The sequence below is a fragment of the Thermoflavifilum thermophilum genome (assembly GCF_900116565.1).
Lineage (GTDB): Bacteria > Bacteroidota > Bacteroidia > Chitinophagales > Chitinophagaceae > Thermoflavifilum > Thermoflavifilum thermophilum.
Genome location: NZ_FPCJ01000001.1, coordinates 1,597,314 through 1,610,981 on the forward strand (window position 1 = coordinate 1,597,314; position 13,668 = coordinate 1,610,981).

Below are 13,668 nucleotides of genomic sequence, written 5' to 3' on the forward strand. Positions count from 1 at the left end.
GATGATGCAACGCTATGTTTACCTGCTAATCGGCCTGTTATGGTCAGGCATCGGATTGCATGCACAGGACACTACCTATGCCATGAGGCTGGGATTCCCGGCCCACGCGCGCGTGTTGATTTTACACATGGATGATGCAGGTATGTCGTTCGATTCGGACAGTGGGATTATCCGGGTGCTGGAGCAAGGCGTAGCGCGGTCAACCAGCGTGATGATGCCCTGCCCGTGGGTACCTCATATCGTGCGATATATCCTGGAACATCGGGTGGATGCAGGCCTGCATTTGACGCTTACTTCCGAATGGAAAGATTATCGCTGGGGGCCTGTAGCCGGAGCGATGGCTGTGCCCGGACTTACCGATACTACCGGTAATCTGTGGCCCGATGTGGCCGATGTGGTAAGCCATGCCAGTGCCGAAGAAGTAGCAAAGGAAATAGAAGCACAAATCGAAAAAGCAGAACGCATGGGCTTTCATCCTACCCATCTGGATTCGCACATGGGTACCTTGTTTGCCACACCGGCTTTTTTACAGGTTTATATCCAGGCTGGCATCAAGCATCATATTCCCGTGATGTTGCCGGGTGGACATGATAGTTACATCAGCCAGCAAATGCATCTGACGGCAGCACAAATGCAGCAATTGCGTGCATTGGGCAAAATGCTCTGGGATGCAGGCTTGCCGGTGTTAGATGATTTGCATAACACTAGTTACGACTGGAAAATCCCGGCCGATATGCCGCGTGATGACGAGCATTTGCGCACATGGCGGGTTGCCTTGTATGAAAAAACCCTGATGGAATTAAAGCCGGGCATCACAATGGTCATCATGCATTGCACCCAAACTTCATGTAATTTCAGTAAAATTTCCGACAGCGGAGATATCCGTCGTGCCGATATGTTGGCCATGCTGGATCCCGGCTTCAGGCAATTTTTGCAGGAGCATGGGTTTATCATCACCACCTGGCGTGAATTGATGCAACGGCGGTTAGCTGTGGCATCCTCTCAGCTGTAGTCAATCTGCAGCGGAACTGTTAAACATTCCTGCAGGCTATGATGCGAAACCTACATTGCTTTGTATTTGAAATGGCCCTTTTTCTGATAGGTTGTATGCAAATACCATCCGGCACCAGCCATGCACAACCGCACACTGATCCTTATTTCCGCAGGCTGCTGTTTGCGCATCAGGATTCGTTATATCGGCAGGTACTCACCCATCCGGATACGTACCGACTTCAGATCCTGTATGTACAAATTGATCGTGATCGGCACAACCGGCCTCATTTCCATACCTATGCCTATCATGCTGATCCGCAGCTATACTTTTATCCGGCCTCCGTGGTTAAGCTTCCGCTGGCCTGTCTGGCATTGGAAAAGCTGAATGAGCTGCATATTCCGGGTGTCAACAAATTTACCCGAATGCAGTTTGACAGTGCTTATCCCTGGCAAATTCCCGAATGGGCCGATAGTACGTCAGAAACGGGTTATCCCTCAATTGCGCATTTCATCAAAAAAGCTTTTCTGGTGAGCGACAACGATGCCTACAATCGGTTGTATCAATTTGTGGGTCAGCAGGCTATCCAGCAAAAGCTGCACGAGAAAGGATATACCAGTGCCCGTATCATCCGGCAGTTTATGGGTTTAATGGCTGAACAAAATCGATATACCAATCCTGTTCGTTTTCTGGATGAACAGGGGCATCTGCTTTACACACAGCCTGCTTTATACAATCCAGACTCTGTGCAACGGGGCGCTCCGGTATTGATTGGCCGGGCCTATATTAACCGCGATGGGAAGCTTGTTCCTCAGCCCATGGATTTCAGCATGCAAAATCAGATTTCATTATACGATCTGGTGCATATGCTTCAGGCGCTTTTGTTCCCGGAATCGGTCCCGGCCAGGCAACGTTTTTTGCTTACAGACGATGATCTGCATTTTCTGTATCAGTACCTTTCGCAATTCCCCCGTGAAACCAACTATCCCAAATACGATGCGGATGTGTTTTACGATACCTATGTAAAATTTTTCTTCCGGGATAGCAGCCACCATCAGCTTCCTCCGGGAGTGCGCGTGTTCAACAAAGTAGGCTGGTCGTATGGATTTTTGACGGATGTTTCGTATGTGGCTGATTTTGAGCATCACATAGAATATATGCTGGCCGCTACCCTATATGTGAACAGCGATGGTGTACTGAATGATGATCGGTATGAATACGAAGAGGTAGGCACACCATTTTTATATCAGCTCGGGCAGGTGATCTATCGGCATGAACTGCATCGCAGGCGCAAGCATCTGCCAGATCTCAGCCGCTTCCAGATACAATATGAACATAGGGATGAAAACGACATGCGTCCTGCTATCAAACAGGTAGATAATTAAAGCATGTGTGCTTGACTGATCCGCAGAAATCCATGTAAATTTGATTGAAAAAGAGTAAAACGTATGCAGTTTGATAAAATCAAAAATAAAGGTCAGGCCAGGCTGTTTGAAAACGAATATCTGGAGTTTCTCACCAAAACGCATCCATTGGTCATCTGGGGTATGTATATTCCGGTGATTGGATACATGCTGTATGTGAGCGCTGTCAGAATCGGACTGAAGCCTGTTATGATTGCAGGTATTTTCGTATCAGCCATGTTTGCCTGGACATTATTTGAATACCTGATGCACCGGTTTGTATTTCATTTCGTATCTGATAATCCCCGTGTGCAGCGATTTATTTATGTTTTACATGGCAATCATCATGAATATCCGCGTGATAAACAGCGCTTGTTTATGCCTCCGGTGCCGAGCCTGATTTTGGCGTGCTTGATTTTTTCATTGCAATATCTGATCCTGGGCAAATATGCATTTGCTTTCTTTCCGGGATTTTTGCTGGGATATCTTATGTATGGCAGCATGCATTATGCAATCCACGCCTGGAAACCACCTTTTAAGTTCATGAAACCCCTTTGGCGCAACCATCATTTGCATCATTACAAGGATGAACACAAGGGCTTTGGGGTGAGCACTTCTTTGTGGGACCGGGTATTCGGGACTTTTTTTGATTTACAGAAAGAAAAAGAAGATCCCGAAAAAGTGCGGCAGCTGATGTTTAAATAATCTTTTCGCTTGCTTCCGATTTTCTTCAGTTTTCCGGCATAGCTTGTGGGTTATAAAAAACAAGTTATGCGAAACGTTCTCATGCGCTGGATTTGCAGCCAGATTAGCATTCGGAATATGTTGCTGATGCTGTGTATGCCTGTAGCGGCTGTACACGCGCAGCAAACCTTCAAAGTAGTCCGCCATATTGCAGTGGGCGGGAATGGCGGATGGGATTATATTGCCGTTTATACACCTGCTCACGAACTGTATGTAAGTCATGGAAACGAAGTGGTTGTACTGGACGAAATCAGTGGCAGGAAAATAGCCACCATTCAACCTTTGCATGGCGTACACGGAATTGCGTTTGTTCCTGCTTTGCATAAAGCCTATATCAGCAATGGCCAGAGCAATGAGGTAACGGTGGTGGACATGCAGACACATCGTATCCTCCACAACATCGCAACCGGAAAAGATCCCGATGCTATTCTCTTCGATCCTTTTACCGGCAGCATCATTACTTGTAACGGGCGAAGCAATGATCTGTCCGTTATTGACCCGGTTAAGGATCAAGTTATGCACACCATTCCGGTTGATGGGAAACCTGAAACTGCCGTAAGTGATCAATCGGGCCACTTGTTTGTCAACATCGAAAACCGGAATGAAATCCAGCGAATCAATCTGCACACTTTTCAGGCCGATGCCAGCTGGCCCCTGCAGGGTGGGGAAGGACCTACGGGTTTATCCATAGATATCCTGCATCATCGTTTGTTTGCAGGTTGTGCCAATCAGGTGCTCGTCGTGATGAACAGCAACAACGGGCAGGTCGTAGCACGGTTACCGATTGGCAGAGGATGCGACGGAACGGATTTTGATCCCCGCACCAGGCAGGTGTTCAGTTCAAATGGTGCAGGTACTCTTACGGTGATTCAGGAAATCAATCCCGATCAGTATCGGGTGATCCAGCAGCTAACCACACAGATGGGGGCGCGTACCAGCACCATTGATACGCTCAATCATCATTTATTTTTACCTGTAGCTGATTTTCAGCAAATGCCCGCGGGTGCACATGGCAGGCCTCCGCTTGTGCCCAATAGCTTTGCTGTGCTGGAAGTAGCTCCCGCGCACAACTAATAAATTTGTTTTTCCGGCTGCTGGAAATGGGCGGCAAAGGTTAACTTTGTTCGCATGGAATCATTGTTTGCAGAAATAGAGGCCTTGCGCGCATCCATTGCCGGGGAGCATCCGGATACGGCCGAGGCTTTGGAAGCTTTTCGGATTAAATATCTGGGAAGTAAAGGTTTATTGAAAACATTATTCAGCAAGCTGGGTACGATTGATGCTTCGCAGCGCAAGGAGGTAGGGCGTCAGCTGAATGAGCTGAAGCAGTTTGCCGAAGCGCAGTATGCCGCACACAAGCAACGCATCCGGCAAAGCACTGAAGCTGCAACAAGAGAGGATATCATTGCCGGAACAGATATAACCCTGCCCGCGAAGCCTTTGCCTTTAGGCAGTCATCATCCACTCAGCATCGTGCGGAGGCAAATCGTGCGGATTTTTGAAAGCATCGGATTTGCTATTGCCGAAGGACCTGAAATTGAAGATGACTGGCACAATTTCACCTCCTTGAACATGCCTCCCGATCATCCGGCGCGTGATATGCAGGATACGTTTTATTTGTCGCGTGATCCGGTATGGCTGCTTCGTACCCATACTTCTTCTGTACAGGCACGCGTGCTGGAATCACAACCCTTGCCTGTTCGGGTGATTTGCCCCGGACGGGTCTATCGCAATGAAACCGTATCTGCGCGGGCGAACTGTTTTTTCCATCAGGTGGAAGGATTGTATGTAGATAAACAGGTGTCATTTGCTGATCTGAAACAAACCTTGTATTATTTTGCTTCCGAGATGTTTGGTCGCGATACCCGTATACGTTTTCGTCCTTCTTATTTTCCGTTTACGGAGCCCAGTGCAGAAATGGATATTTCCTGTACCGTATGTGGCGGCAAGGGATGCGGGCTATGCAAGTACACTGGTTGGGTGGAAATTCTGGGTTGCGGCATGGTGCATCCGGATTTGTTGAGGAATTTCCGGATTGATCCGGAAGTGTACACAGGTTTTGCTTTTGGAATGGGTATTGAACGCATCTGCCAGCTGAAATACCGGGTAAACGATTTGCGCTTATATGCACAGAACGATATTCGTTTTCTCCGTCAGTTTAGCCAGGCTTAGTAGTCAACGATAAGCTATTATTTTTGTTATCTATTCCCGCATCATGTCTGTACTTGTCACAGGAGGTACCGGACTTTTAGGAAGTCATCTGATTGCATATCTGGCGAAGCAGCATCAGGCGGTGCGGGCTATTTACCGGACACACATACCAGCATTACCCGCAGAAGTGCAGGAACAGGTGGAGTGGGTACGTGCGGATCTGCTGGATATTTCATCGCTGCGCGAAGCATTGCACGGAGTGGAGCAGGTATATCATTGTGCTGGCAAGGTAAGCTTTGCACGGAAAGCGCGGCGTGAACTGATGTTGGTAAATGTGGAAGGTACACGACATCTGGTGGATTTGTGTATTGACATGCAGGTGAAACGCCTGGTGCATGTAAGTTCTGTGGCTGCTTTGGGCCGGGGAGAAAAGGAACAGCATATAGATGATGATTGTCGCCAGCCAGAACAGGTGCATCGTTCCGCGTATGGATGGAGCAAATACCTGGGTGAAATGGAAGTATGGCGCGGATGGGCCGAAGGCCTGCAGGTAGTGATTGTACAGCCTACCATTTTGTTGGGCCCAGGTCATTGGCATACGGGATCTCCTGCACTTTTCAAAAGAATATATGATGGATTTCCGTTTTATTCCAAAGGTGTAAATGGTTTTGTGGATGTGCGTGATGTGGTTCGTGCGATGTATTTGCTTATGCAATCGTCCATCAACGGAGAGGCATTTATTTTAAATGGAGATAACTGGTCGTATCAACAGTTGTTTACCACCATTGCACACAACTTTCATCGTAGCGCCCCCCGCTATGCAGCCAACCGATGGATGGGATATGTGGTAGCTGCCTTTCAGCAAATAAAATCATGGTTTTCATCGCAATATGAGCCAGTGGTAACGCTGGAAACTGTGCACACATCGCAGCTGAAAGTATATTATGAACCCCAAAAATTTTTGCGTTATTTTCCGGATTTTCAATTCACGCCTCTGGAAAAAACCATCGCTTATACCTGCGAAGCCTTTTTGAACAACCAGCGGTATTTGGCTGCTGCGCCATTGCTTACAGGTGTTTAACTTTTTCCCATATTTCAGGAATGCGTTTGACCCAGGCAATTTCCCTGCGTTTGTAACGCGCTTCTTCTGCAGGATATCCAAAATAGGTTTGTCCACCCTTCAAAGAACTGGGAACGCCACTCTGCGCCAGCACCACGGCTTCACGGCCTATGGTAAGATCTTTGGAAATGCCTACCTGCCCCCACAGGGTAACATGATCTTCGATGATCACAGTGCCTGCAATGCCCACTTGTGCAGCAATCAGGCAGGCCCTGCCGATACGTGTATCATGACCAATGTGCACGAGATTGTCAATCTTTGTACCTCTCCCGATCACGGTATCACCACTTACTCCCTTGTCAATTGTACAATGGGCACCGATTTCCACATCATCTTCAATCACCACCCTGCCGCAGCTGATCATTTTTTCATATTTCCATTCCGGCGTCGTGCGTTTTTTGTAATAAAATGCATCTGCACCAATTACCGTACCGGCATGAATGATTACGTTATTGCCAATGATACAATGATCATAAATGGTGACATTAGGATAAATCAGGCAATTCTTTCCAATCTGCACATGCTCACCTATGAATACTTGCGGAGCAATCCGTGTACCTTCACCAATCTGCACATCATCGGCATGTAATTTTTCCGGAAAGGGAAACGGATGAAAATGCCTGACCAATTGATTGTAAGCCCTGAATGGATCTTCTACCAGAATAAGTGTTTTGCCGGGTGGCGGGTCAAATGCCTGATTAATCAGGATTACCGTTGCAGCTGATTGAAGTGCTGCTTTGTAATATTTTTCATGATCTACAAAGGAAATATCTCCATTCTTTACCTGATGGATTTCGTTGATGCCTGTAGCTTGTTGGGTTGCATCTCCCAGTATGTTTCCCTGAACAAAATGGGCAATCCATTTTACTGATATGGGTGCTGGCAATTGCATGAAATATGTATTTAAACATTGTGATCGTTGTATGCAGAAATCCGTCAAAGGTACTGTGATTTGGGCATTTCGGGCAATCTGCAATCATGCAGATGTGAATATCATTTCACATGATGTGCATAAAAAAGAAAAAAAAATTTTATTTAATCAAAATTATCTTTTAATATTGTGTAGGAAAATTTTCCATTCATACTTACTAACCCATTGTAATTCAACACAAGCTCAGCAACGCACTGCTGGGCTTTTTTATTGTGTATAAAGAGGCATGAGGTGATTTTGCATGTATGTCGACACAACTGAAATATTATATTTTGTACAAGCCTTATCGTGTGTTATGTCAATTCTCATCTTCTCCGGGCAAGCTTACGCTGGCCGATGTGTTGCAGGTTTCGAAAGATGTGTATCCCGTGGGCAGGTTAGACTATGAAAGCGAAGGCTTGTTGTTGCTTACCAATGATAAACGCTTGCATACGCAACTATTACATCCGTCATTTGCGCATCCAAGGGCCTACTGGGTGCAGGTGGAAGGACAAATTACTCCAGAAGCTGTTGAACCGTTGTATGCAGGCATACACATTCGGATCAAACGAAAAACCTATCATACGCTTCCTCTTCCTCCGGGAGCCATTCAGTTGTTGAAAGAGCCACCTGCTGTACCGGAACGGCAACCCCCCATCCGTTATCGCAAACATGTTCCCACGTCATGGATCAGCATCCGGCTTCATGAAGGGAAATATCATCAGATCCGGAAAATGACGGCAGCCATAGGCTTTCCCACCCTGCGCCTGATTCGCTATGCCATCGGTGAGTTGCAGCTCGGATCTTTATTGCCGGGAGAATATCGGGAAATATCAGAAGAACAAGCATGGCAGGCATTGCGTAGATAAGATTTGTTTTTCCGAAGGCATATCATTAGGTTTGTTGATGATCCTTATTCATACATGACTGAATCATTGAAATCAGTAAGATTATGTTGAGATCGATGACCGGATACGGGCGCGCAGAAAAGCATGAAAACGGATGGACCGTAGTGGTGGAAATTCGATCGCTGAATGGCAAACAACTCGATGCAAATATCAAATTGCCTGCATCTTTGAAGCCTTATGAACCGGAAATCCGTTCGTTGCTGCAGCAGCATCTGCAAAGAGGCACAATTGACCTGACCATCAACCTGCAGCAATATCAATCCCAAAATCCTCTTTTGCTCAATATAGAGCTTGCCAGACAATATTACCAGAGCTTGCAGCAGCTGGCTGCAGCCTTGCAGTTACCGGCTGAGTGGCAACAGCATGTATTGTCGATGCTGATTAAACTTCCCGATGTCATTACACCTGCTATTGATATACTTCCTGAAAAAGACTGGCTTCAGGTAAAACACGCCTTGATGGAAGCCATTCAGGCGCTCAATGATCACCGCCAGCAGGAAGGGTTGGCCATGGAGCAAGCGTTGCGTGCTTATGTACAACGCATTCTGCAATATCTGCAGGAAATCAGAAAGCAGGATCCCATGCGCAGGGAAAAAATCAGGCAACGCCTCGAAGATTCCCTGCAGGAATATTTTTCACGTGAACAAATTGATCAGAACAGGCTGGAGCAAGAATTGATCTATTACATTGAGAAAATGGATATCACAGAAGAACAAATTCGGCTGGAGAATCATTGCCGGTATTTTGAACAGATACTGGATGAACCGGATGTGGTGAAAGGGCGCAAATTGAGTTTTTTGTTACAGGAAATGGGGCGTGAAATCAATACTACCGGCTCCAAGGCCAGTGATGCGCAAATCCAGCAATGGGTGGTACTTATGAAGGATGAACTGGAAAAAGCCAAGGAACAGGTGCTGAATGTCCTTTAACCGGTTGTCGTCGTTTGTGCAGACAAGCTTCCTTCATGTATATTTACAGAGCTGATTCCATGGCTGTATGAAACCAAACCTGCCTTCCCTTTTGTTGCTAATGCTGGCATTATGCTGCGGATGTCAGATTGCTACGCAGCTGAATGTATTTGAACAGCAAACTGCTATTCCCCATCAAAGCTGGGATGCAAAATTTCGCCCTGTATTTACCGTAAACATTACTGATACAACAGCGTTATACGATATTTATGTAACCTTGCGCCATACCAATGATTACCGGTACAGCAATTTATGGTTGCTGATTACTACTACCTATCCGGATGGAAAATCAATTCGTCAACGCGTGGAACTACCGTTGGCCGATGCCACGGGAAAATGGTTTGGCAGCGGTATGGAAGATATTTTTTTTCATCGCATTCTGATTCAGCACAATGCATATTTCAACCGACCGGGCACTTATCGTTTCACATTTGAACAGGATATGCGTGATAATCCTTTGCCCGATGTGATGAATATCGGACTGCGGATTGAAAAGATCGGGCGCAGGCAACAGGTAACTGCCGATGCAGCAAAACAGGTGAGTAAACCCACCACCCAACCATGAGTCCGCTATTTTGTGATTTAAGACAAGATAATCTATGAAACGCAGGGCCATCATCAAACAAAAAAGTACACGTTTCATTACTTATTTTTATTTCTTTCTGCTGGTATATACGCTGGCAGCATTGATCTGGTGGGGTATATCCCTGTTTCATCAGAGTGAAATCATTACCGAAAGCCAACAACGTTATCTGCGGCTTACAGTTGATAGCCTTCAACATCCCGCATTGTTTCAGCAAGAAATGGCACGCATTGCCCATGAAGAGCAGATGCGAAAGTTTAAATACTGGGGCGAAGGTATTACCTTTTTGTTGGTCATTCTCATAGGAGCAGCCTATGTATATCGGGCAACCCGCCGGCAGATTTTGCTTTCGCGGCAACAAAATAATTTTATGATGGCCGTTACCCACGAACTAAAATCACCAATTGCTGCCCTGCAACTCAATCTGGAAACTCTGCTCAAACGCAAACTGGACCCCGAAAAACAGCAAAAACTCCTGGAAAGCATGATTGCTGAAACTACCCGGCTGAATCATCTGTGCAATAACATGCTTCTTGCTTCACAGTTTGAGAGCAGGCAATACCAGATGATAAAAGAACAACTGAACCTGAGCGAGTTGGTCACGCAGTGCGTATTGCAACAGCAACGTCGCGTGCATACGCATACATTTGTAAGCCATATCGACCAGGATGTGTGGATTAAAGGCGACATGCTTACCTTGAGTCTGGCTATCAATAACCTGATTGAAAATGCCGTTAAATATTCTCCCAAAGGAAGTACGGTAGAAATCAGCCTGCATAAGGATCAGGCTATGGCCGTTGTATCGGTGGCCGATGAAGGCAGCGGCATACCCGATGCAGAAAAAACTAAAATTTTTGATAGGTTCTATCGGATTGGCAACGAAAACACCCGCAAAACCAAGGGCACGGGGCTTGGTTTATATTTAACCAAGAAAATTGTCCAGGAACATCGAGGCATGATCCGGGTGTTGGACAGAAAGCCGCAGGGTAGTATATTTGAAATAGCATTTCCCTTAACCCGGGACCTTATTTCCTGAGCTTTTTAATTTCATCCGTATGTCAAATATCCATCGCAATTACAAGGCTTCCATTCTGCTGGTGGAAGATGAAGAAAATCTCCAAGAATCGCTGAAGCTGAACCTGGAACTGGAAGGATATGAGGTAACCGCTGTGGACAATGGACTGGCAGCCCTGAAAGCCATTAAAAATGAATATTTTGATTTGATTATCCTCGACATTATGTTGCCCGAAATGGATGGTATTGCTGTGGCTGAAAATATTCGTTTGCAGAACAACGATGTACCTATTCTGTTTTTGAGTGCTCGCAATACCAGCGCCGACCGGGTGCTGGGCCTGCGCAAGGGAGGAGATGATTATATGACCAAGCCGTTTAACTTGGAAGAGCTTTTATTGCGTGTGGAAAAACTCATCATCAAAAACAAAAAACTGCACGATCGGTCAAGCGTGCCCGATGTGTATGAATTCGGCCCGAATAAAATTGATTTTGCTGCTCAAGAATGTATTGGGAAGGACGGGAAGAAATATGAGTTGAGTAAGAAAGAAACCATGCTGCTCAAACTGTTGATTGAAAACAAAGGAGAAGTGGTGCCGAGGGAAAAAATCCTGCAGGTGGTATGGGGTTATAATGTATATCCTACTACGCGAACTATCGATAATTTTATTCTGAACTTCCGGAAATATTTTGAAGAAGACAGCCGCCATCCCAAATATTTCCATTCCGTGCGGGGCGTAGGGTATAAATTTACTGATGGGGAAGAAAGCTAAATATTTGCAACTTTTTATTCAAATCATATAAAGCCTGCGGGTTGATTTACATGTAACTTTGAATCAAAACACTGAATCATGCAGGTGAAAATGTTTGAAGTAAAAGGTATGCATTGCGAAGGTTGTGTGCAAAATGTGCGGAAGGCTTTGCAGGCATTGCCGGGTGTGATAGATGTACAGGTGAGTTTAACACCCCCACAGGCTATTATCAGTATGGAAGATGATCTTGCATTTTCGCGGCTGCAGGAAGCGGTAAGCCAATCGGGTCATTATACCCTTTCGGAAATCAAAGAACAAACCGAGGCAAAGCCTGTTGAAAAGCCTTCTTTTTTCAAAAAATGGTTTACGCATAAAAAATCATGTTGCCAGTAGCTATTAGCTTTTGAATTGATGAGACGGAAAATAGCCATATCGCTTTTGTGGATATATCTCACCAGCATCAGTGGTATGGCTATTTCTGTTCATTTCTGCTGTGGTCAGCTGGATACCGTGAAGTTGAGTGTGGGCATGAAGAATATCCCTCATGATTATCTCCAGCTGCAGGAGCCATGCTGTAGCGATTTTACGACATCTGCACAGATACATGATGTTCATCAGCTCAGTTCATTTGCTTTGGGGCAGGTAGAAGCTTTACTGCCGCAACATCCCCTTCTCCTTGCTTCTTTTGATACTGATTTTTTACTGCTGAAACGAAAGGTCAGCGATTCTTTTCCACTGCATTCTCCTCCGTTATTTGTCTTACACCAGGTGTGGCTGATTTGATACCGGGATAAGCCTTTCCGGCTTTTATGTTCTCCTGCAGGAGAACGTGTGATTTTGGTTTAACCGGTATCAAACGCATTTTTTATGATCAATCGCTTGATTTCGTGGTCAATCCACCACCGGTTTGTGGTGGTGGTCTTCGTCCTGGCTTTAACAGGATATGGAATGTATCAGCTTTTGCAGACGCCTGTTGATGCCATTCCCGATCTTTCTGATGTGCAGGTGATTGTGTTTACGGAATGGCCGGGCCGCGGGCCTCAGGTGATGGAAGATCAGGTTACTTTCCCACTGGTGAGCAGTTTGCAGGGCATCCCCAAAGTAAAAGACATCCGGGGCACTTCCATGTTTGGGATGAGCTTTGTGTATGTGGTGTTTCAGGATGGTACAGATCTGTACTGGGCACGCAGCCGGGTACTGGAACGGCTCAGTTATGCGCAGAAGCAATTGCCGCCCGATGTGGTGCCCACCCTGGGCCCCGATGCCACAGGCGTAGGTCAGGTGTTCTGGTACACGCTCGAGGGTAAGGGGTATGATTTGGGCACCCTGCGCGCCATTCAGGATTGGTATGTGAAGTTTGCCCTGCAGGATGTACCGGATGTGAGCGAGGTGGCCTCTTTTGGAGGTTTTCAACCCCAGTATCAGGTGCGCATCAATCCGCAGCGGCTTACGTATTATCATCTTTCTCTGGAGCAGGTACTGCAGGCTATCCGCGAAAACAACCGGGATGTAGGGGGCAGCGTGATAGATCTGAACGGAGCCAATTATGTGGTCCGTGGATTGGGATATTTGAAAGGCATTCATGATCTGGAGCGGATTCCGGTAGCTGTTGAGGGCTCTACACCCATATTGTTGAAAGATGTAGCGCAGGTGCAAATGGGAGGCGATCATCGCCTGGGTATTGTCGATGAAAACGGCAGTGGCGAACGGGTAGGCGGAGTGGTTATCATGCGATATGGAGCCAATGCCGATGCCGTGATCCGCGCGGTAAAAGAAAAAATGAAGGCCGTGCAGGCGGGTTTGCCCCCGGGCATTCATTTTCATGTGGTGTATGATCGAAGCACCCTTATCGAATCGGCCATCCACAGCATTGAACATACGCTGATTGAAGAACTGGTGCTGGTATCTGTCGTGATCATCGTCTTTTTGTTTCATCTGCGAAGTGCACTGGTGGCCATTTTCACCATTCCTGCGGCGGTGGTCATCAGCTTTATTTTCATTCACTGGATGGGCTTTAACTCCAACATCATGTCGCTCAGCGGCATTGCCATTGCCATTGGCGTGATTGCCGATAATGCCATTGTGATGATTGAAAACGCCCATCGTCATCTCACAGAAAACGAATAG

The 13,668-nt window shown here is 46.4% G+C and carries 15 protein-coding genes; 14 read left to right on the forward strand and 1 reads right to left on the reverse strand.

The window, feature by feature from the left end; all coding sequences use genetic code 11:
• Positions 1-4: 4 nt before the first annotated feature.
• From BM367_RS06815 to BM367_RS06840, 6 genes are all read left to right on the forward strand, one after another.
• Positions 5-1,012: a polysaccharide deacetylase family protein gene (locus BM367_RS06815; protein ID WP_092460956.1), complete on the forward strand. Its 1,008-nt coding sequence runs from the start codon at positions 5-7 to the stop codon at positions 1,010-1,012.
• Positions 1,013-1,050: 38 nt separating this feature from the next.
• Positions 1,051-2,376, forward strand: a complete 1,326-nt coding sequence (locus BM367_RS06820; protein ID WP_222842586.1) for a serine hydrolase — start codon at positions 1,051-1,053, stop codon at positions 2,374-2,376.
• A gap of 63 nt (positions 2,377-2,439) precedes the next feature.
• Entirely contained in the window at positions 2,440-3,099 is a 660-nt protein-coding gene (locus BM367_RS06825; protein WP_092459204.1) for a sterol desaturase family protein, read from the forward strand.
• A gap of 66 nt (positions 3,100-3,165) precedes the next feature.
• Positions 3,166-4,212: a YncE family protein gene (locus BM367_RS06830; RefSeq protein ID WP_143103977.1), complete on the forward strand. Its 1,047-nt coding sequence runs from the start codon at positions 3,166-3,168 to the stop codon at positions 4,210-4,212.
• 54 nt (positions 4,213-4,266) lie between these two features.
• Positions 4,267-5,310 carry a phenylalanine--tRNA ligase subunit alpha gene (gene pheS, locus BM367_RS06835; RefSeq protein WP_092459208.1) on the forward strand — a complete coding sequence of 348 codons (1,044 nt, stop codon included), beginning with the start codon at positions 4,267-4,269 and terminating at the stop codon, positions 5,308-5,310.
• A gap of 43 nt (positions 5,311-5,353) precedes the next feature.
• Positions 5,354-6,370 carry an NAD-dependent epimerase/dehydratase family protein gene (locus BM367_RS06840; protein ID WP_092459210.1) on the forward strand — a complete coding sequence of 339 codons (1,017 nt, stop codon included), beginning with the start codon at positions 5,354-5,356 and terminating at the stop codon, positions 6,368-6,370.
• Here the strand turns inward: BM367_RS06840 and BM367_RS06845 are convergent.
• Entirely contained in the window at positions 6,357-7,301 is a 945-nt protein-coding gene (locus BM367_RS06845; RefSeq protein ID WP_092459212.1) for a UDP-3-O-(3-hydroxymyristoyl)glucosamine N-acyltransferase, read from the reverse strand. The genes BM367_RS06840 and BM367_RS06845 overlap by 14 nt on opposite strands.
• 284 nt (positions 7,302-7,585) lie before the next feature.
• Between BM367_RS06845 and BM367_RS06855 the strand changes: the two genes are divergently transcribed.
• The 8 genes from BM367_RS06855 to BM367_RS12260 all read left to right on the forward strand — a co-directional run bounded on the left by BM367_RS06855 (position 7,586) and on the right by BM367_RS12260 (position 13,668).
• Positions 7,586-8,188 (forward strand): pseudouridine synthase, encoded by a 603-nt coding sequence (locus BM367_RS06855; RefSeq protein WP_092459216.1) that lies wholly within the window; start codon positions 7,586-7,588, stop codon positions 8,186-8,188.
• An 83-nt stretch (positions 8,189-8,271) separates the two neighbouring features.
• Complete coding sequence (locus BM367_RS06860) at positions 8,272-9,156, forward strand: YicC/YloC family endoribonuclease (protein WP_092459218.1); 885 nt, start codon at positions 8,272-8,274, stop codon at positions 9,154-9,156.
• Between the two features lie 67 nt (positions 9,157-9,223).
• Entirely contained in the window at positions 9,224-9,760 is a 537-nt protein-coding gene (locus BM367_RS06865) for a gliding motility lipoprotein GldH (RefSeq protein ID WP_092459220.1), read from the forward strand.
• 34 nt (positions 9,761-9,794) lie between these two features.
• Positions 9,795-10,814 carry a sensor histidine kinase gene (locus BM367_RS06870; RefSeq protein WP_092459222.1) on the forward strand — a complete coding sequence of 340 codons (1,020 nt, stop codon included), beginning with the start codon at positions 9,795-9,797 and terminating at the stop codon, positions 10,812-10,814.
• A 19-nt stretch (positions 10,815-10,833) separates the two neighbouring features.
• Positions 10,834-11,562, forward strand: coding sequence for a response regulator transcription factor (locus BM367_RS06875; RefSeq protein WP_177224140.1), 729 nt, complete (start codon positions 10,834-10,836; stop codon positions 11,560-11,562).
• Between the two features lie 78 nt (positions 11,563-11,640).
• Positions 11,641-11,934 carry a heavy-metal-associated domain-containing protein gene (locus BM367_RS06880; protein WP_092459224.1) on the forward strand — a complete coding sequence of 98 codons (294 nt, stop codon included), beginning with the start codon at positions 11,641-11,643 and terminating at the stop codon, positions 11,932-11,934.
• An 18-nt stretch (positions 11,935-11,952) separates the two neighbouring features.
• Entirely contained in the window at positions 11,953-12,324 is a 372-nt protein-coding gene (locus tag BM367_RS06885; protein WP_092459226.1) for an HYC_CC_PP family protein, read from the forward strand.
• A gap of 84 nt (positions 12,325-12,408) precedes the next feature.
• Positions 12,409-13,668, forward strand: a complete 1,260-nt coding sequence (locus tag BM367_RS12260) for an efflux RND transporter permease subunit (protein ID WP_092459227.1) — start codon at positions 12,409-12,411, stop codon at positions 13,666-13,668.

Excerpts from the sequence above, each read along its gene's own strand:
- BM367_RS06825 (WP_092459204.1), top strand. The coding sequence starts at position 2,440 with ATGCAGTTTGATAAAATCAAAAATAAAGGTCAGGCCAGGCTGTTTGAA.
- BM367_RS06815 (WP_092460956.1), top strand. The coding sequence starts at position 5 with ATGCAACGCTATGTTTACCTGCTAATCGGCCTGTTATGGTCAGGCATC.
- BM367_RS06840 (WP_092459210.1), top strand. The coding sequence starts at position 5,354 with ATGTCTGTACTTGTCACAGGAGGTACCGGACTTTTAGGAAGTCATCTG.
- BM367_RS06820 (WP_222842586.1), top strand. The coding sequence starts at position 1,051 with ATGATGCGAAACCTACATTGCTTTGTATTTGAAATGGCCCTTTTTCTG.
- BM367_RS12260 (WP_092459227.1), top strand. The coding sequence starts at position 12,409 with ATGATCAATCGCTTGATTTCGTGGTCAATCCACCACCGGTTTGTGGTG.
- BM367_RS06830 (WP_143103977.1), top strand. The coding sequence starts at position 3,166 with ATGCGAAACGTTCTCATGCGCTGGATTTGCAGCCAGATTAGCATTCGG.
- BM367_RS06880 (WP_092459224.1), top strand. The coding sequence starts at position 11,641 with ATGCAGGTGAAAATGTTTGAAGTAAAAGGTATGCATTGCGAAGGTTGT.
- BM367_RS06845 (WP_092459212.1), bottom strand. The coding sequence starts at position 7,301 with ATGCAATTGCCAGCACCCATATCAGTAAAATGGATTGCCCATTTTGTT.
- BM367_RS06885 (WP_092459226.1), top strand. The coding sequence starts at position 11,953 with ATGAGACGGAAAATAGCCATATCGCTTTTGTGGATATATCTCACCAGC.
- BM367_RS06870 (WP_092459222.1), top strand. The coding sequence starts at position 9,795 with ATGAAACGCAGGGCCATCATCAAACAAAAAAGTACACGTTTCATTACT.
- pheS (WP_092459208.1), top strand. The coding sequence starts at position 4,267 with ATGGAATCATTGTTTGCAGAAATAGAGGCCTTGCGCGCATCCATTGCC.
- BM367_RS06860 (WP_092459218.1), top strand. The coding sequence starts at position 8,272 with ATGTTGAGATCGATGACCGGATACGGGCGCGCAGAAAAGCATGAAAAC.
- BM367_RS06865 (WP_092459220.1), top strand. The coding sequence starts at position 9,224 with ATGAAACCAAACCTGCCTTCCCTTTTGTTGCTAATGCTGGCATTATGC.
- BM367_RS06855 (WP_092459216.1), top strand. The coding sequence starts at position 7,586 with ATGTCGACACAACTGAAATATTATATTTTGTACAAGCCTTATCGTGTG.
- BM367_RS06875 (WP_177224140.1), top strand. The coding sequence starts at position 10,834 with ATGTCAAATATCCATCGCAATTACAAGGCTTCCATTCTGCTGGTGGAA.